This window comes from Rhodococcus sp. BP-349 (assembly GCF_019835845.1).
GTDB lineage: Bacteria > Actinomycetota > Actinomycetes > Mycobacteriales > Mycobacteriaceae > Rhodococcoides.
Genome location: NZ_JABUDR010000001.1, coordinates 278,656 through 296,481, shown reverse-complemented (window position 1 = coordinate 296,481; position 17,826 = coordinate 278,656). Strand labels below are relative to the sequence as shown.

20 protein-coding genes are annotated in these 17,826 nt (G+C 68.0%); 15 read left to right on the top strand and 5 right to left on the bottom strand.

All coding sequences use genetic code 11. The features are described 5' to 3' along the window. Positions 1-59 precede the first annotated feature (59 nt). From HQ325_RS01395 to HQ325_RS01380, 4 genes are all read left to right on the top strand, one after another. Positions 60-704 (top strand): TetR/AcrR family transcriptional regulator, encoded by a 645-nt coding sequence (locus HQ325_RS01395; RefSeq protein WP_308014210.1) that lies wholly within the window; start codon positions 60-62, stop codon positions 702-704. Then, the gene (locus HQ325_RS01390) at positions 682-1,893 is read left to right on the top strand and encodes an MFS transporter (RefSeq protein ID WP_222626395.1); all 1,212 of its coding nucleotides are present in this window, start codon (positions 682-684) and stop codon (positions 1,891-1,893) included. The genes HQ325_RS01395 and HQ325_RS01390 overlap by 23 nt, the downstream gene beginning before the upstream one ends. Next, positions 1,890-2,399: a GNAT family N-acetyltransferase gene (locus tag HQ325_RS01385; protein ID WP_222626394.1), complete on the top strand. Its 510-nt coding sequence runs from the start codon at positions 1,890-1,892 to the stop codon at positions 2,397-2,399. Before HQ325_RS01390 ends, HQ325_RS01385 begins: the two co-directional genes overlap by 4 nt. Positions 2,400-2,746: 347 nt before the next feature. Beyond that, complete coding sequence (locus tag HQ325_RS01380; RefSeq protein ID WP_222626393.1) at positions 2,747-3,148, top strand: ASCH domain-containing protein; 402 nt, start codon at positions 2,747-2,749, stop codon at positions 3,146-3,148. A 76-nt stretch (positions 3,149-3,224) separates the two neighbouring features. Here HQ325_RS01380 and HQ325_RS01375 read toward each other — a convergent pair whose 3' ends face one another. Next, the gene (locus HQ325_RS01375; protein WP_222626392.1) at positions 3,225-4,121 is read right to left on the bottom strand and encodes a hydroxymethylglutaryl-CoA lyase; all 897 of its coding nucleotides are present in this window, start codon (positions 4,119-4,121) and stop codon (positions 3,225-3,227) included. 137 nt (positions 4,122-4,258) lie between these two features. Between HQ325_RS01375 and HQ325_RS01370 the strand changes: the two genes are divergently transcribed. The 6 genes from HQ325_RS01370 to HQ325_RS01345 all read left to right on the top strand — a co-directional run bounded on the left by HQ325_RS01370 (position 4,259) and on the right by HQ325_RS01345 (position 11,144). Then, complete coding sequence (locus tag HQ325_RS01370) at positions 4,259-4,924, top strand: GntR family transcriptional regulator (protein WP_222626391.1); 666 nt, start codon at positions 4,259-4,261, stop codon at positions 4,922-4,924. Then, entirely contained in the window at positions 4,921-6,126 is a 1,206-nt protein-coding gene (locus HQ325_RS01365) for a CaiB/BaiF CoA-transferase family protein (RefSeq protein ID WP_056443476.1), read from the top strand. Before HQ325_RS01370 ends, HQ325_RS01365 begins: the two co-directional genes overlap by 4 nt. A 38-nt stretch (positions 6,127-6,164) precedes the next feature. Next, the gene (locus HQ325_RS01360) at positions 6,165-8,219 is read left to right on the top strand and encodes a hydantoinase/oxoprolinase family protein (RefSeq protein WP_222626390.1); all 2,055 of its coding nucleotides are present in this window, start codon (positions 6,165-6,167) and stop codon (positions 8,217-8,219) included. A 35-nt stretch (positions 8,220-8,254) separates the two neighbouring features. Continuing rightward, the gene (locus HQ325_RS01355) at positions 8,255-10,144 is read left to right on the top strand and encodes a hydantoinase B/oxoprolinase family protein (RefSeq protein WP_037186312.1); all 1,890 of its coding nucleotides are present in this window, start codon (positions 8,255-8,257) and stop codon (positions 10,142-10,144) included. Further along, positions 10,141-10,767 (top strand): isochorismatase family protein, encoded by a 627-nt coding sequence (locus HQ325_RS01350; RefSeq protein ID WP_222626389.1) that lies wholly within the window; start codon positions 10,141-10,143, stop codon positions 10,765-10,767. The genes HQ325_RS01355 and HQ325_RS01350 overlap by 4 nt, the downstream gene beginning before the upstream one ends. 239 nt (positions 10,768-11,006) lie before the next feature. Then, positions 11,007-11,144 carry a hypothetical protein gene (locus tag HQ325_RS01345; protein WP_222626388.1) on the top strand — a complete coding sequence of 46 codons (138 nt, stop codon included), beginning with the start codon at positions 11,007-11,009 and terminating at the stop codon, positions 11,142-11,144. A gap of 58 nt (positions 11,145-11,202) precedes the next feature. Here the strand turns inward: HQ325_RS01345 and HQ325_RS01340 are convergent, their stop codons facing one another. Then, the gene (locus HQ325_RS01340) at positions 11,203-12,441 is read right to left on the bottom strand and encodes an AGE family epimerase/isomerase (RefSeq protein WP_222626387.1); all 1,239 of its coding nucleotides are present in this window, start codon (positions 12,439-12,441) and stop codon (positions 11,203-11,205) included. A gap of 95 nt (positions 12,442-12,536) precedes the next feature. On the opposite strand from HQ325_RS01340, the gene HQ325_RS01335 reads away from it, so the two are divergent. Further along, positions 12,537-12,962, top strand: a complete 426-nt coding sequence (locus HQ325_RS01335) for an SRPBCC family protein (protein ID WP_222626386.1) — start codon at positions 12,537-12,539, stop codon at positions 12,960-12,962. Between the two features lie 6 nt (positions 12,963-12,968). Here HQ325_RS01335 and HQ325_RS01330 read toward each other — a convergent pair whose 3' ends face one another. Beyond that, positions 12,969-13,637, bottom strand: coding sequence for a hypothetical protein (locus HQ325_RS01330; RefSeq protein ID WP_222626385.1), 669 nt, complete (start codon positions 13,635-13,637; stop codon positions 12,969-12,971). Continuing rightward, on the bottom strand, positions 13,634-14,110 hold the full coding sequence (locus HQ325_RS01325) for a hypothetical protein (protein ID WP_222626384.1): 477 nt from the start codon (positions 14,108-14,110) through the stop codon (positions 13,634-13,636). The genes HQ325_RS01330 and HQ325_RS01325 overlap by 4 nt, the downstream gene beginning before the upstream one ends. A 74-nt stretch (positions 14,111-14,184) precedes the next feature. Between HQ325_RS01325 and HQ325_RS01320 the strand changes: the two genes are divergently transcribed. The 4 genes from HQ325_RS01320 to HQ325_RS01305 all read left to right on the top strand — a co-directional run bounded on the left by HQ325_RS01320 (position 14,185) and on the right by HQ325_RS01305 (position 16,874). After that, positions 14,185-14,679 (top strand): hypothetical protein, encoded by a 495-nt coding sequence (locus tag HQ325_RS01320; protein WP_222626383.1) that lies wholly within the window; start codon positions 14,185-14,187, stop codon positions 14,677-14,679. Continuing rightward, positions 14,676-15,065, top strand: a complete 390-nt coding sequence (locus tag HQ325_RS01315; protein ID WP_222626382.1) for a transcriptional regulator — start codon at positions 14,676-14,678, stop codon at positions 15,063-15,065. The genes HQ325_RS01320 and HQ325_RS01315 overlap by 4 nt, the downstream gene beginning before the upstream one ends. Positions 15,066-15,336: 271 nt before the next feature. Continuing rightward, entirely contained in the window at positions 15,337-15,906 is a 570-nt protein-coding gene (locus tag HQ325_RS01310; protein WP_222626381.1) for a maleylpyruvate isomerase family mycothiol-dependent enzyme, read from the top strand. Between the two features lie 182 nt (positions 15,907-16,088). Then, entirely contained in the window at positions 16,089-16,874 is a 786-nt protein-coding gene (locus HQ325_RS01305; protein WP_027506520.1) for an SDR family oxidoreductase, read from the top strand. 9 nt (positions 16,875-16,883) lie between these two features. Here the strand turns inward: HQ325_RS01305 and HQ325_RS01300 are convergent, their stop codons facing one another. Further along, positions 16,884-17,711: an IclR family transcriptional regulator gene (locus tag HQ325_RS01300; protein WP_222626380.1), complete on the bottom strand. Its 828-nt coding sequence runs from the start codon at positions 17,709-17,711 to the stop codon at positions 16,884-16,886. Positions 17,712-17,826 lie beyond the last annotated feature (115 nt).

The following is a 17,826-nucleotide window of genomic DNA, read 5'->3' as shown; positions in this document are numbered from 1 at the left end:
CGTCAAGAAAAATCTTGACGACTGTCAAGAGTTCGTCGATGCGGCGGTATGCTTTCGTGGTGACCCAGACCACCGACCCCCGACTTCGCGTCGAGGAGCGCTCTCGAGACAAGTTCGAGGCGCGTCGCAGCGAGCTCGCACTGGCGACTCTGGCGACGTTGGCGGAACTCGGTTACGCCCGCACCAGCCTCCGCGAGATCGCCCAGAATTCGGAGTACTCGCACGGCGTCCTGCACTACTACTTCTCCAACAAGCTCGATCTCATCGCGCATGCCGTGCGGCAGTACGAGGAGATCTGCGTGACGCGGTACGACGACGTCGTCGCCGGCGCCGAGTCCGCCGAGCAGCTGCGCCGCTCGTTCACCGAGACCTTCTTCGGCACTCTGCTGGCCGACGCGGCGATCCACCGCCTCTGGTACGACCTGCGCAATCAGAGTTTGTTCGACTCCTCCTTCCGCGCCGACGTCCTCGAGATCGAGTCCCGGCGCGAGGAGATGATCTGGCGCGTCGTCGCCCGGTACTGCGACCTGGTCGGAGCGGCGCCTGTTCTCACGCCGGCCACCGCCTACATCACCATCGACGGCATCTTCCAGCGAGCCCTGCTGAACCAGATCGCCGAGCGCCACCCCGACGTCGACGAGGGCCGGGCTCAACTCGACGCCGTCTTCGACATGGTGACCGGTGGCGTACCCACCTCCCACTGACGACCGCGCCGCCGATCCGCTCGGCTATCTCGGCATCGTCCGACTACCCGGTGCCGCACGTGCTTTCCTCCCCGCACTGCTCGGCCGTCTGGCCTTCGCGATGGTCGGACTGGTAATCCTGTTGGCGGTGCAGCGCGCCACCGGATCGTTCGCGGTCGCGGGTTCCGCGACGGGTGCGTTCGGTGTCGCCAACGTGGTGGCGTCGCCGTATCGGGCACGTCTCGTCGACCGCATCGGTCAGCGGCGAGCCCTCGTCTCGATGGCCGTCGGATTCGCCACGGCCCTGGGCACTCTGGCCGTTCTGACGTACGTCGATGCCCCTGCCTGGTCCCTGGTGCTCGGCAGTCTGGTCACCGGGTTCTTCCCTCCCCCACTCGGTGCCTCGATGCGTGTCGTCTGGAGTTCGCTGACGCCGCCGGGCCCGACCCGCACCCGCGCCTACAGTCTCGATGCCGTGAGCGAGGAGTCGATGTTCACCATCGGCCCCCTCCTCGGCGCCACCCTCGTCACCGCCCTGTCCCCGTCGATCGCACTCGCCGCCACGGGATGCGTCGCCGTCGTCGGCACGGTCGGCATGACCACCAGCCGGCACTCGCGCGGACACGGCCCGCGCACCAGAGGGACCACCCCCTCGTCGCGTCCGCTCCGCCGGCCCGGCTTCATCGGAGTCCTGACGGCGATGGCGGGAGTCGGGGCCGTCCTGGGAACCGTGGAGATCGCCGCCACCGCGTTCGCCGCGAAGCAGGGAGCCATCGGATCGGTCGGAACACTTCTGGCAGCCCTCGGAGCCGGGAGTGTCTGCGGTGGACTGCTGTACGGGCGCCGGAGCTGGGCCAGCTCGCTGACCCGTCGACTCCTGACGACGGTTCTGACGATGGCCGTCCTCACCACCGTGCTGTCGTCGGTCTCGACGACGGTGCCGCTGCACGTCGGGCTGTTCCTGCTGGGCTTCTGCATCGCCCCCGCCCTGGTGACGGGGTACCTGCTGTCCGATCACCTCACCACCGCGGACGTGCGCACCGAGGCGTCGAGCTGGATCAACACCGCCGTCAACGCGGGCGCCGCCCTCGCCTCCGCGGGTATCGGCGTGGTGGTCGACTCGCGTTCTCCTGGTACAGGATTCCTGATCGGCGGTGCTGCGGCGGCTCTCCTCCTCGTGCTGGCAGCGGTGACGAGGCCGCGCTCGTGACCGTCGTCGCCGCCACCGCGCGGCTCACCTTGCGCACCTATTCCCCGGACGACGAGCACCGGCTCGACTTCTACACCGATCCCGAGGTCTGCCGGTACCTGATGCACGAGCCGTGGACGGCGGAGGAGGCGCGGATCGCGGTGCAGAGACGGTGCGAGCGAACGAGTCTCGACAACGGTGCGCTGAACGCGCTGGTCGAGCTGAACGGCCGGGTGATCGGCACCGTCTCCGCGTGGTTCGTCGCCGAGGACACCGTCGAACTCGGGTGGACCTTCGCGCGCGACGTCTCCGGCCACGGCTACGCCACCGAAGCGGTGCAGGCAGTGCTCGAGGAAGTACTGGCCCTGGACAGGGTTCGGCGCGTCACCGCGGAGATGGATGCGCGCAACGCAGCCTCCGCACGTCTCGCCCAGCGCGTGGGACTGCGCGACGAGGAACTGCGCCTGCAGGACTGCTGGTGCAAGGGTGAGTGGACGGACACGCTCGTGTACTCGCTGAGCCGTTGACCTCGACCGGCCTCCGGCCTTCCCGCTGACCTCGACCGGCCTCCGGCCTTCCCGCTGACCTCGACCGGCCTCCGGCCTTCCCGCTGACCTCGACCGGCCTCCGGCCTTCCCGCTGACCTCGACCGGCCTCCGGCCTTCCCGCTGACCTCGACCGGCCTCCGGCCTTCCCGGTGACCTCGACCGGCCTCCGGCCTTCCCGCTGACCTCGACCGGCCTCCGGCCTTCCCGGTGACCTCGACCGGCCTCCGGCCTTCCCGCTGACCGCAAAGGTTCTCGTAGGTGTTGCAGCGTCCGCAGCAACCGGGAACGTCCGCGGGAACCCCACCCGCGTGCGCCATACTCGAGGAATGGCCGACATCGACTCTCTCCCCGTGGCCGAGTTCGCCTTCCCCGGGCCGCTACGCGACGCCCTCGTGTCGGCGATCGTCGCAGGCCGCAAGACGGCGACCACCTCACTGCGGGTGGAGTACGAGAACGAGCCGCTGCCCCGAGTGGGCGAGCGTCACAGGGTGATCGACTCCGGCAGCGCCACTGCCTGCGTCATCGAGATCACCGACGTACGCGTCAGCGCTCTCGGCGACGTCGACGATGCGCATGCCGTCGCGGAGGGTGAGGGTCACGCCGACGTCGCCGCATGGCGTGCCGGGCACGAACGGTTCTGGCGATCCGACGAGATGGCGGACACGCTGGTCGGCCTCACCATCGACGACTCGACTCTCGTGGTCCTCGAACGGTTCCGGGTCGTCTGAGCCTCCGGCCTTCCCGCTGGGAAACGGCCGGCCTCCGGCCTTCCCGTCACGGCCGGCCGGCCGGCCTTCCCGCAGTTCACCGCGGAGGAAAGCCACCCGCACGCCCGAGGAACCCCGGCACGTCCTTGCCCAGCGCCGAGCCGAGCCAGGTCGCGGCATCGACCAGCACGTCCATGCTCACGCCCGTCTCGACGCCGGAGCGGTCGAGCGCGTAGATCAGGTCCTCGGACGCGATGTTCCCGGTGGCGGCGGGCGCGAAAGGGCACCCACCGAAGCCGCCGATGCTGGCGTCGAGGGCCTGCGCCCCCGTCTCCAGTGCTGTCAGCGCGTTGGCGTAACCGGTGTTGCGCGTGTTGTGGAAGTGCCAGCGCTGCGGGATGTTCGGAGCGTTCCGGGTGGCGAGCTCCGCCAGTCGACGAACCTGTGCCGGCACTCCCACGCCGATGGTGTCGGCGAGGGCGATCTCGGCCGGTGCGCATTCGGCGATCCGCGCGACGAGTTCGCCGACTCGCACCGGATCCACCTCACCGCTGAACGGGCATCCGAACGATGCGGCGATGGTGACCGTGCCCGGCACCCCCGCCGTACGCGCATCCGTGATGATGTCGTGCGCCGCCGCCACCGCCTCGTCGACGGAGCACCCCTGGTTGCGCCTGCTGAACTCCTCCGTCGCGACGACCACGACGTTGACCTCGTCGACGCCGGCCGCCAGTGCGCGGTCGAGTCCACGTCGATTGAGCACCAACCCGATGTACGAGACGGAGCCGCCGCGCGGGACGCCTGCCATGACCTCCTCGGCGCCGGCCATCTGCGGCACCCGCTTCGGGTTCACGAAGCTCACCGCCTCGATGCGCGTGGCACCCGAGGCGACGCTGCGCGTGATCAGTTCGATCTTGTCGTCGACGGAGAGGACAGCGTCCTCGTTCTGCAGTCCGTCACGGGGACCCACCTCGACAAGTTGCACCGCAGTCATGGGCCCATCCTGCGCCGACACGCCGTTGTATGCAATAGCGGATCGGAAACGACAATTTAACGACGATTACCGGGACACGCCATCGTAATCGGCCTACATTGTGAACAATTCACCACCGACCACAGGGAGTCGCATCCATGGCGAGAGCCGTCGACCGCGTCTACGCGCACATCCGCGACAGCATCGTGTCCGGGACGTATGCGCCCGGTGCACGTCTCGGAGAGGTCGAGATCGCCGAACTCACCGAGACCAGCCGGACACCGGTGCGTGAGGCGCTGCGACAGCTCGAGATGGAGGGACTCGTCGAGGTTCTGCCGCATCGCGGGGCTCGGGTGTACCAGTGGACGGCGGACGACCTCGAGGAGATCTACGACCTGCGGATGACGCTCGAGGCCATGGCCGCGGCACGGGCGGCCTCACGTATCGGCGAGAAGGACGTCGACCGACTCGCCGAGCTGTGCGACCTCATGGAGACCGCGGCCGCGGACGGAGCGGATCAACGCCTGGACCTGATGGCGCAGCTCAACGACGAGTTCCACGCCATCGTGCGCACCGCCGCGGCCAGCACCCGCCTCATCTCGATGCTCGGAGCGGTGATCCAGCTGCCGTTGGTGATGCGCACCTTCCATCGCTATGCCCCCGTCGATCTCGCACGCAGTCACGCCCACCATCGCGACCTGGTCGCGGCTCTGCGCGCCGGCGACGAGACGTGGGCGGACTCGGTGATGCGCGCCCACGTCCGCGCCGCCAAACATGTTCTGCTCCAAGCCCTCACGACCGACGAGACGAAGGAGTCCTCATGAGCGAGGCACCCACCGGCCCACTGTCCGATCTGCGTGTCGTGGAGATGGGTCAGCTTCTCGCCGGCCCCTTCTGCGGACAGTTGCTGGCCGACTTCGGCGCCGAGGTGATCAAACTCGAGCCGCCCGGCACCGGCGATCCGATGCGCCAGTGGGGTCGGGAGAAGCCGCACGGCAAGTCCCTGTGGTGGCCCGTCGTCGCGCGCGGCAAGAAGTCCGTGACCTGCAACCTGCGCAGCGCCGAGGGTCAGGATCTCGCCCGCCGGATCATCGCGGACGCCGACATCGTGGTCGAGAACTTCCGCCCCGGCACGATGGAGCGCTGGGGGCTCGGGTTCGACGCACTGCGGGAGATCAACCCGCGCCTCATCATGGCCAGGGTCACCGGGTACGGCCAGAACGGCCCCTACGCACCGCGGGCGGGCTTCGGGTCCATCGGCGAGGCCATGGGCGGAATCCGTTACGTCACCGGCAATCCCGAGATGCCGCCGTCTCGTACCGGCATCTCCCTCGGTGATTCACTCGCAGCCGTGTTCGCCACGATCGGCGTCCTCACCGCGCTGCATCACCGGGAGAACACCGGACGGGGGCAGCTCGTCGACTCGGCCATCTACGAAGCGGTGCTCGCCATGATGGAATCCCTGCTGCCCGAGTGGGAGATCGGCGGGTACCAGCGTGAGCGGACCGGCTCCGTGCTGCCGAACATCGCGCCCAGCAACGTCTATCCCACCCTGGGCGGCGAGATGATTCTCGTCGCCGCCAACCAGGATTCGGTGTTCGGCCGACTGGTCACCGCGATGGACCGGACCGACCTGATCGAGGACGCCCGCTACCGCGATCACGAGGCGCGCGGGAAGAACATGACCGAGCTCGACGACATCGTCGGGGCCTGGACGTCCGCCCTCGACACCGACACCGTGCTCGACCTTCTGCACGAGGCGGGCGTTCCCGCCGGGCGCATCTACACGGCGCGGGACATGTTCGACGATCCACACTTCGCCGCGCGCGAGGCCATCGTGCGCCTGGCGCACCCGGACTTCGGCGAGATCCCCATGGCGAACGTCGCACCGAAGCTCAGCGACAGTCCCGGCTCGGTGCGGCACGCCGGACCCGAACTGGGAGAGCACAACTCCGACATCTACGGCCGACTCCTCGGAGTCACGGAATCCGACCGGGCGGCGCTCGCGGAGCGCGGCATCATCTGACCCTCGCTCCTCTCACCCTCACAGCACGGGAGAACACCATGCGTTATCGACTCGGCGTCGACGTCGGCGGCACCTTCACCGACGTCTTGCTTCTCGAGGAGACGACCGGCACCACCTTCAGAGCCAAGACACCGTCCACCCCTGCGGACCAGTCGATCGGTGTGCTCAACGGCATCGCGAAGGTCTGCGCGGAGGCCGAGATCGAGCCGTCGGAGATCGGGCAGGTTCTGCACGGCACCACGGTCGCGACCAACGCCATCCTGCAGGGACGCGGTGCGCGCGTCGGGCTCGTCACCACGGACGGGTTTCGCCAGGTGCTGCAGATCGCGCGCTCCTTCGTCCCGGGCGGGCTCGCGGGGTGGATCATCTGGCCCAAGCCGGAACCGCTCGCGGCGCTCGAGAACACCGTCGAGGTGGTTGGACGACTGGCTGCCGACGGGTCGGAGATCACTCCTCTCGACGAGGAGCAGGCCCGCGCGCAACTGCGTCGACTGGCAGGTGCGGGCATCGAGGCGCTGACCATCTCGTTGATCAACTCGTATGCGAACGACGCGCACGAGAAGCAGGTCGCTGCCTGGGCGGAGAGCGAGCTGCCCGGCATTCCGGTCTCCATCTCGAGCCAGGTACTGCCCGAGATGCGCGAGTACGAGCGCACTCTGACGACGGTGGCCAACAGCTACGTGCAGCCGGAGGTCTCCCGCTACGTGCGGAACCTCGACCGGTCGCTGCAGGAGAAGGGCATCACGGCGCCGCTGTCGATCCTGCGCAGCGACGGTGGTCTGGTGCAGTCGGCCAAGGCGGCCGAGTCACCGGTGTCCCTGCTGCTGTCGGGCCCGGCGGGAGGCGTCACCGGCGCGGTGTGGTTCGCCGAGCAGGCCGGCTACTCCGACTTCCTGACCTTCGACATGGGCGGCACGTCGACGGACGTCGCACTGGTCCTCGGCGGTGAGCCGCGGATCGGTCGTGAGACCAAGGTCGGCGACCTCGCTGTGCGCGCCACCAGTGTGGACGTCCGGACGGTCGGTGCCGGCGGCGGGTCGATCGCCCATGTCCCCGAGCTCACGAAGGCGCTGCGGGTGGGTCCGCAGTCCGCGGGAGCCGACCCCGGGCCCGCGGCCTACGGCAACGGCGGCACGGAGCCGACGGTGACCGACGCCAACGTCGTACTGGGGTACCTGCCCGCCGCTCTCGCGGGCGGTGAGGTGACCCTCGACGTCGACGCGAGCAGGACGGCAGTGGCGACCATCGCCGACGCCATCGGGCTCGGCAGTCCCGAGGAAGCGGCGTCGGGCATCGTCGACATCGTCAACGAGAACATGTTCGGCGCACTCCGACTGGTGAGCGTGCAGCAGGGCTACGACCCCCGCGACTTCGCACTGGTGTCGTTCGGTGGCGCAGGTCCGCTGCACGCCAACGCACTCGGGCGCCTCACCGGCGCGTGGCCTGTCATCGTCCCGCCGTCGCCCGGCGTCCTCTGCGCCTACGGAGACGCCACCACCTGCGTCCGCGACGAGAGCGCTCGCACGATGATCCGTGCGTTCTCCGACACCGACGACGCCGAGCTGCGCACCGCCCTGGCGGAACTCGCGACGTCCGCGGCCGCACGACTGTCGGCCGAGGGCGTGCCCACCGATCAGCAGACGGCGAAGTACCAGGTGGATCTCCGATACCAGGGCCAGGGCTTCGAGATCCCCGTAGACCTCGACGCGAGCGCACTCGAGTCCGGTGACCTCCTGTCCACGCTGGGAACGGCCTTCGACACCGAACACGAGCGTCTCTTCTCCTTCCTGCTGAAGAACGAACGTGAGGTCATCAACCTGCGCGTCACGGTCAGCGGGCCGCGACCGGACGTGGCCTTCCAGCCGCTCGAGGAGGGCGGTGCGGATCCGTCGGCCGCACTGGTGTCCACGAACGACGTGTGGATGGACGGCGAGTACGCGAAGGCCGGCATCTACGACCGGGCGAAGTTGCTGGCAGGCAACGTCGTCGAGGGACCCGCCGTGATCACCGAGATGGACTCGACCACGTTGGTCCTCTCCGGTCACGCCGCCACGGTCCATTCCAGCGCCAGCCTTCTCATCGCTCCCCGCTGATCCCCCCTCGCCCGGAACTCATCTCAGGAGACCTGATGGCCACGATCATCGAGACCTCGACCACGCCCTTCACCACGGTTCCCGTGGATCCGATCACGCTCGACATCATCGAGAACGCGCTCCGCAACGCGCGATACGAGATGGACGAGGTGCTCTTCCGTACCGCACTCTCACCCGGTATCCGCGAGCAGCACGACGAGTTCCCGCTCATCGCCGATCCGAGCGGGAAGATGGTCGTCGGGCAGTTCGGTCTGTCCGTGCCCGACTTCCTCGACAATTTCAACGGGACCGTCGGTGAGGGCGACATCCTCCTCACCTCCGATCCGTACGCGTGCGGTGCCGCCATCAGCCACGCCAACGACTGGCTCATCGTGCTGCCGATCTTCCACAGCGGCCGCGTCGTCGGATGGTCGTCGATGTTCGGCCACATGTCCGACGTCGGCGGAAAGACCCCGTCGTCGATGCCCACCGACGCGCACACCATCTTCGAGGAGGGCGTCATCATCCCGCCCTTCAAGCTGTACAGCGAGGGGCAGCTCAACGAGACCGCGCTCGACATCATCCTCAACCAGGTCCGCAAGCCCGACTGGAACAGAGCCGATCTCAACGGCCTCGTCGCCGCGTGTTCGACGGCGTCCCGGCGCATCGTCGAGTTGTGCGACAGGTTCGGTGTCGACGTCTACCTGTCCGCCCTCGACGCACTGCTGGACCGCAACTACCAGGCGATGAAGGTGCTGCTCGCGATGCTCTTCGTCGACGGCGAGACCATCGAGTTCAACGACTTCATCTGCGACGACGGATGTGGTTACGGACCTTACGAACTCGCGATCACACTGACCCGGCACGGCGAGAAGATCCACCTCGACTTCAGCAAGGCGGCGCCGCAGGCGGTCGGTCCGATCAACTACTTCATCAACGAGAACCTCGTCCGAATGTTCTTCGGGATCTACGTCATCACCGTGGCGGATCCGCAGATCCTCTGGAACGACGGCTTCTACCCACTGATCGACGTCACCATTCCCGAGGACTCGTTCTGGAAACCGCGTTATCCCGCGGCGCTCAACGGCCGCAACCACGGCATCGGGCGGGTGTTCGACCTCTTCGGTGGGCTCCTGGGCAAGAACAACCCCGACATCCTCAATGCCGCCGGGTTCTCGTCGTCACCCCACTTCATGTACTCGGGCCACTACGACGGCGGACCGCGGGACGGTGAGTGGTTCCAGCTGTACTCCATCGGTTTCGGTGGCATCCCCGGCCGACCGATGGGTGACGGTCCGGACGGACATTCGCTGTGGCCGTCGTTCGTCAACATCCCCTGCGAGTATCTCGAGTCGTACTACCCGCTGCGCATCGAGCGGTGGGAGACGGTCACCGACACGGGCGGCGCCGGTCTGCATCGCGGCGGCAACGGCGTGGACGTGGCCTACTACTTCGAGGAGCCGGGCACCATCGCGATCCACGACGATCGCTGGCTCACCTATCCGTGGGGTGTGAACGGCGGCAAACCCGGTGCGCGCGGACGCAAGTGGCTGATCCGCGCGTCGGGTGAGACGGAGATCCTCCCCAGCAAGATTCACGACGTCGAGGTGTCGCGGGGCGATGTACTGCACTTCGTGACGTGGGGCGGCGGCGGCTGGGGCGACCCGCTGACGCGCGATCCCGAGCTGGTGGCGCTCGAGGTGCGTCGCGGCCTTGTCAGCGCCGACGGCGCCCTGACCGGCTACGGCGTCGTCTGCGACGCGGACGGTGTCATCGATGCCGACGCATCCGCGGGCCGACGCGAGAGCATGGCAGCCGAGCGGGGCGAGATCGAGGTGTTCGACAAGGGTCCGTCCCTGGAGGTCATCCTCGAACGGTGCGAGGAGGAGACCGGTCTGCCGGCGCCGCGTCCGCCCGTCAACGTACGGAAGGCGGTGCGCGCGTGACGGACACACTCGGGTCGTATCGCGAGTCGGGTTTCGCCGGCGATCTCGGACCGGGGCGCAGCGCGGCGGTACTGGTGGTCGACGTCGTGCAGGCGTACCTCGTCGACGGGTCGCCCCTGCGCGCTCCCGTGGAGGACGCCGTCGCCGCTGCCGCGACTCTCGTCGCGGCAGCCCGCGACGCCGGGGTACCGGTCGTCTTCACTCGCGTGAGCTATCAGGCCGGCGGCGCCGACGGTGGGCTGTTCATGCGGAAGATCCCGGCGCTGAGCGTGTTCGAGGAGGGCTCGGCGCTCGGCGACTTCCCGTCGGCCCCGCGGCCCACCGCGGGCGAGACCGTCGTGACGAAGCAGTACGCGAGTGCCTTCTTCGGCACGTCGCTCGCCGCGACCCTCACCGCACGCGGTGTCGACACCCTCTACATCTGCGGCCTGACCACCAGTGGCTGCATCCGCGCCAGCGCCACCGACGCTCTGCAACACGGATTCCGGCCACTCGTGGTCGCGGACGCATGTGGTGATCGGGAGGCGGGGATGCACGAGTCGAACCTGCTCGACCTGCGTGCGAAGTACGCGGACGTTCTCACCCTCGACGAGGCGGTGGGGCACTGGGGACGGTCAGGATGACTGCGTCACATCCACGGCACTCGTCGCTGCCACCACGGCATCGATTGCGGTCGCTCCGATTCGACTGTCGCCGAGCGTAAGCGAGTATCGAGGGTGTCGACGGCGACCGCGAGGCGATGAGCGCGCCGCCCGCCGTTGTGCAGCAGCCCGGCGAGACGCGCCCGGGCATCGGTCGAAAGGTCACCGTCACACATCGGGCACCCTGTGGGGCCGGTCCATTCCCATGCACGTGACACGGGGTGGGCGCCACCGCGAGCGACGCGCCGTTCCATGCGCTCGACGTGGTCACGCCACTCGTCGAGGTACCGGAGCGCCGCGCCATCGCGCCGCGGTCGAGAGGGACGGTGCCGACGAATTCCCTCGTCGGCGGTACGTGATGCCATGTCGATCCCGATGCAGTAGGGGAACCGTGCGACGACGCGCACGGGCATCGGGTCACCGTGGATCGAGCATACCGCCGCTCAGCACCGCCGCAAGGCTCGATCCAGTGGGATACCGACTGATCCACACCGCCTGGGCTGCGTGGTAGACGTCGGGCTTCCCGCCCCACACACTCGTCGCCACGGTGTTGTGCTCGTCGAGTTCGTGGTGCCACGATCCATGAGCTCGGTCGATGTAGCAGTCGGCTGCGTGATCCCACCACGCGCGATAGTCGTTCTCGTACTCCCCTTCTCCGGTCCACCGCAGAAGGGTCGCGGCGGCGGCGATCGCCTCGCACAGCACCCAGTGCAATCGTTGGGTCACGACGGGCCGGCCGGTCCAGTCGGTCGTGTAGACGAAGCCGGGCGTCGACCCTTCCTGCCATCCGTCGGCAGCGGCGCGCCGATACAGCGATCGAGCGACGTCCACGTGGTCGTGGCCGCGCGCGCTGGTGGCCACGAGGGAGACCTGCAGCATCAGGCGCGACCACTCGAAACCGTGACCGACCGTCGCACCGTAGGGCTTGAACTGATCGGCCGGACTGTCGGAGTTGTACTCCAGCAGCGGTTCCCAATCGGTGGTGAAGTGTTCGGGGATGCGCCAGTCGTTGGCCTCGGACCACTCGATGACGGTGTCGCAGATGCGAGCGGCCCGCTCGCGCCACGCTGTGGGGGCGCCGGCGTCCACTGCCGCGAGCATCGCCTCCACCATGTGCATGTTCGCGTTGATCCCGCGATAGTCGCTCAGCTCCGACCAGTCGGCGTTCCAGGTGTCCACGCACATGCCACTGCGGTCGTCCCAGAACCGGGCATCGACGACGGCGAGTGCCTCGGCGAGCAGTGCAGGTCCGCGAGGGTGACCCGCCGCGGTGGCCGTCGACGCCGCGAGAACGACGAAGGCGTGCGTGTAGGCCGACTTGGTCGCGTCGTCGGTCGACTCGACCCAGCCGTCGTGTCGGTCGTCGCGCAGCACCGTCAGGAGTCCGTCGAACAGTCGGTCGGCTCTGCGGCGAGAGCCCGGATGCCCGAGCAGCGCACCGAGGTACTGCACGTGCACCATGCGCGCGGTGATCCAGGTGAACACCGGCCGTGTCAGGTCCGGCTCGCCCGTGCCGTCGAGCCACGCCGCGCCTCCCGACGGGTGATCGAGAGTGCGGCCGAAGTCGAGCAACCGGGCGGATTCGCCGTCGAGCCACGACCTGTGGGACGGAAGCGTCGGCCAGGAGGGACCCGCAGGCATCTCGTTCGAGGACACCGCGTCACCCTACGAGACCGTCGGCGCCTCCCGGCTCGGAACAGCGGCACCGGTGCTGACATGATCGGGTCCCGCACCGAACAGGAGTCCCTCTGATGGCAGCACCCACGCGCGTCCACGTCACCCACACGTTCACGTCCGCACCGGATGTCGTGTTCGCAGCCCTGTCGGAGCACGAGAACCTCGGCCCCCTGTTCGGAGCGAAGATAACGCGTGTTCGTGACGGAGACAGCTCGCGCAACGGTGTCGGCTCCACCCGCGCGTTGAAGCTCGGCCCGCTGCCCGCCTTCCACGAGACGACGATCGTCTCCGAACCGAACACCCTCATCGAGTACAGAATCACCAAGGGCTCACCGCTGCGCGGACACTGGGGCACCCAGCGCCTGACCCCGACGACCGACGGCGGCACCGCTCTCGACTACACCATCGGATTCGACGCGCCCGTTCCCGGCCTGGCTCTCGTCGTCGCGAAGGTTCTCACCTCGACCATCTCCGCCAAGATCGGCAACCTCGTTCCCTGACGGCTGTCAGTACGTGTAGTTGATGTCGCGGGAGAACGTGAACCCGCCCGTGGGTGCGGTGCAGGCGATGATGTCGTCCGGCCCGGACTTGCACACCACCCCGTCGGCCGAGAGCACCTGGCCGACGTCGAGCACCAGAGCGTTCTGATCGACGTAGATGCCCTGCGTCGTGCAGAAGCTCCCCGCACCCGCACCGGTGACACGAATTGCCACCTTGTCGTTGGCCGCGTTCGAACACTGCGCACCCTCGACTGGGTTTCGGCCGTCCTCGGCCTGGCATCCCACTCGTCCCTCGGGACCGTCCGACGCCCAGATACCGCAGTGCAGGTTTCCCGTCGGCGACGTGAAGTTGTACTTCCCGGGCTCGGTCAGGAACACCGCGGGATCGACGTTGCCTGCCTCGTTGCCAGACGGCTGGAAGGGCGCACCCCCGGGCACGAGATCGGCCGCTTCCTCCGGAGTTCGCTCCGGTGGGGTGGCAGTGGACTCCTCCGACGCCGGTGTCGCGGTGGTCGACTCCACCGCCGGTGTCGTGGTGGTCGGCTCCACCGTCGACGTGGCCACCGTGGTCCCCGCAGCCGGCGCGTTCGTCGCGGAATCCCCGCCGGAACACCCCACCAGAGCCGACGCACACAGTGCAGCGATCGGAACGACGAGCGTCCGCATCGCCGTCATCGGGCCGGCACCTCGAAAGTGGGGCTCGGCGTGTGCGGGGTGTTCGTCCTGAACGTGACGGTGACCGGGCCTGCACCCGTGTCGATGTCGAGATAGGGGTTGGTCACGTTGGGGCCCTGGAAACGCCAGCTCGCCACTCGGTGTTCGGCGGTACCGCGGGCGCCGGTGTCGTGATTGTGCCAGTCCGCGTACATGGTCACGTAGCACTCGTAGTCGGCCAGTCCCACCCACGCGGGGCTGTACAGATGGGTCGTGAAGTCAGCGTGAATCTCGTCAGGGGTGTAGCCGCTGGTCACTCTGACATCGACCGTTCCCGCGAGGCACTGGGGAACCTCGGCGAGGGTGTGGATGCGCTGCTCCGGTGAGAAGTACATCGGTTGCGCACCGGCGTTCACGGTGCCACCCGCCGTCACGACTGCCGTCAGGGCGCCGGTGACGACGACTGCGCGAGTGCTGATCGGGTGCTTCTTCATGACCCTCCTCGAGTGGACTGCATGGCCCGTCGAACGTAACACTTTCCAGCACGGAAAGTGTTAGTGTTTCCGTCATGGAAAGCCATCAGTCACCAGATGATGCTCGCGCCTTGCTGCGTGAGATCCATGCCGACCGAGTCGTTCTCGCCGACCGTCTCGCGGCGCCGACGTGGTTCTATCCGGCCTTCGCGACACTGACCGCCCTGTACGTCGGTACACCGTCGCTGCCCGACGGACACGTGCGTTCGGTGTCGACGTCCGTTCTCGTCGCGGCCGCGATCGTGACGACGGTGCTCTATCCCCGCCTGACGGGGGTACGCCCGTCAGGCGTGGGTGTCGTCGGGTGGTCTGTTCTCGGTGGGCTCCTGGTGACCGTGCTCGGATCGTTGAGCGTCTCCTACGGTCTGGTGGCATCTTTGTCCGCGTGGTGGGTCCTCGTGCCACAGGCGCTGTGTTTCGTGCTCGTGCTGTTCGGCGGCCGCCTGTTCGACCGCGAGTACCGCCGCCATCTGCACGCAGACGACGTCCGACGCCCGTCCGGCCGACCGCACTCCGAGTCACTGTCGTGACCAAGGATCGGGGCCCCGAACCACGATTCGATGCCGTCATCCACGCACCGGTCCGGCTGCGCATCTGCGGGCTCCTACGCCGAGTCGACGAGATCGATTTCGCCATCATCCGCGGCACCCTCGAGATCAGCGATGCGTCTCTGTCGAAACACCTCCGAGCTCTGTCGGACGAGGGCTACGTGTCGACGAAGAAGACGACATCACTCTCCCGCGGCGACTCGCGACTGGTGACGTGGGTCGAGCTGACCCGGGTCGGTCGCGATGCTTTCGACTCACACATCGCCGAACTCGGGCTCATCGCGCACGGCCGCCCGGAACAGTCGACGGCTCGGCAACCACTGTCGACGAGACTCCCCCACTTCGGACCGACACCCGAATTCGGCTGACGACCGCACGGCGCCGTCGCCTGATCCACGTCGTATCCGCGTTGTTCACGCCGACGTCGACTCGCCCGCCGTTCGAGTTCACCGGGGCTCGATATCAATGACCCGTCACCGTCGAACAGCGCAGCGGCACAGGCAGAATTCGTGTCGCATCCTGTGCGCAGGGAGACCGGTGACGGAACGATTCGAGCGCCCGCCGACGCGGGCACCCTGCTCGGCTCAGGCTCGCTCGCGAACGATTGACGTGAGGGCGACGACGGTGCACAGTGCGCGCATGACACTGCCGCGCGAGACCGCCGACCGCCACCGCGTCGTCGCCGCGACCTTCACCACGCTCGTCGAGTCGATCTCGGACTGGGAGGCACCGGCACCAGTGGACGGCTGGACCGCGCGCGACGTGGTCGCTCATCTCGTCGAATGGTTTCCCGCGTTCCTGGCGACGGCCACCGGGCTCGAACTCGATCGCGGGCGATCCCCCGTCGAGGACCCGATCGACGCCTGGCGTGTCCACAGTGACGCGGTGCAGAGGGTGCTGGACGGGCCCGACGCGGCGACCCCGTTCCACCATCCGATGATCGGCGAGATGCCACTTCCGGCGGCCGTGGGCCAGTTCTACGTCCCCGACGTCTTCATGCACTCGTGGGATCTCGCCGCCGCCGGCGGGCGGGCCCTCTCACTCGACGCCGACTACTGCCGCGAACTGGTCGACGGCATGCGACCGATCGAGGAGCTCATGCGGTCGTCCGGCCAGTACGGGCCGGCTGTCGCCGTACCCGAGGACGCCGACGATCAGACGAGGCTTCTCGGATTCATCGGGCGCGATCCGCACTTCCTCGGGCGCTGAGGCGCCGCGTCAGTCCTGCACTTCGCCCCGCTCGTGCTGCGTTCTCAGCTCGAGTTCGGCGTGCCCGCGGACAGAACCGTCCACACGTCCCCGTTCTCACTCCGCGATAACGACTCTGGACGCCCGGGACCGTGCGGGTGTGATCTGGCCCAGGAATCATTCACCGAGTCACGGAGGTCTCCATGAGCCAGAACCCACGCGTCGCCGTCGTCACCGGAGCAGCCCGAGGAATCGGCAAGAGCATCGCCGAACGTCTGGGCCGAGACGGTCTTCACGTCGTCGTCGCCGACCTGCCCGGTTCGAAGGACGGTGTCGACGAGACCGTCGAGACGATCGTCGGTGCCGGCGGTGTGGCCACGGGCGCCGCGGTCGACGTCGTGGACGAATCCTCGGTCGAATCGTTGGTGCGTACCGCGGTGGACGCGGGCGGACGCCTCGACGTCTTCGTCGCGAATGCCGGAATCGCCCAGGTCGAGGAGCTGCTGAAGTACGACAGCGCCGACTTCGACAAGATTTTCGACGTCAACGTCAAAGGCGTGTTCAATTCCTACCGAGCCGCGGCCAACCAGTTCATCGCGCAGGGCGGCGGCGGCAAGATCATCGGCGCGGCCTCGATCGTCGCGTTCCGACCCTTCGCACTTCTCGGCCCCTACTCGGCGACGAAGTGGGCCGTACGCGGTCTGACCCAGGCCGCGGCCATGGAGTGGGCCGAACACGGCATCACCGTCAATGCCTACGGCCCCGGCATCGTCGGTACGGCGATGTGGGATCTCATCGACGAGAAGCTCGCCGCGAAGCACGGCCAGCAGAAGGGCGAGGCGCTCGCCGAGAACGCCCAGTCGATCCTGCTGGGTCGAGTCTCGGTGCCCGACGATGTGGCGAAGCTCGTGAGCTTCATGGCATCTCCGGATTCCGACTACGTCACGGGCCAGACGATGCTCGTGGACGGTGGCATCCAGTTCTCCTGACGCGGACGATCAGCCGGTGCGCAACCACCGGCTGATCTCGTTCGCCGCGGACCGCAACGCGTGCTCCACCTCGGCCGCCCGTCGACGGTCCACTTCCCGATCGGGGGTACTGATGGCCACGGCTCCCATGACCGCACCCGACGCATCATGGACAGCCACCGCGGCGCACGCTTTCGTCGGAACGAATTCCTCACGCTCCCATGCCACCCCACGACGGGACACCTCGGCAAGGTGGTGTTCGAGTTCGTCGCGGTCGGTGATGGTCGTGGACGTGAGCCGTTCGGTGCCATGGGTGTCGAGGTACTCGGCAGCGTCCTCACGGGACATCGCAGCGAGCAGGATCTTGCCGAAGGCGGTCGCGTGCCCGGCCTCGTGGAAACCGAAGTTCAGCGGCGTGATGCGGGGGTGGGTGGCGCAGTCGGCGACATGAGCCACCACCACGTCGGACCCGCGGTAGACGGCGAAGTAGCTTGCCGTACCCAGTGTCTCGTGCAGCTTCGCGATGCGCTGCCGCACCGGCACAGGCACGCCGACCTGGCGATGCAGGCTGACACCGAGACGAGCCAACTTGTATCCCAGCTCGAACCGCTGTCGCGCTCGGAGATGAACGAGGTAGTCGCAACCGACGAGTACCTGCAGCAGACGGTAGGTCGTGGGCAGCGGGAAGCCCAGCACCTCGGAGACCTCCTTGGCGGTGGCGCCGCCGCGATCGGCCACCACCTCGAGCACGGCGAGGGTCTTCTCCACCGTGGCGACTCCGCCGGCTCCGGCGCGCCGTAACCGCGTCGGGACGTCGGGGGTCGGGGGATCACGGGGAATTCGATCGTCGTCGAGCACACCCCCATCGTCTCTCAGCACCGCCGCAGGGGGCGGAAGATCGAGCCCACGGTTTCGTCGATCACAGAACTCGACCGGTGCGACGGCGCTCTACCCGGGTTACAGGACCCCGAAC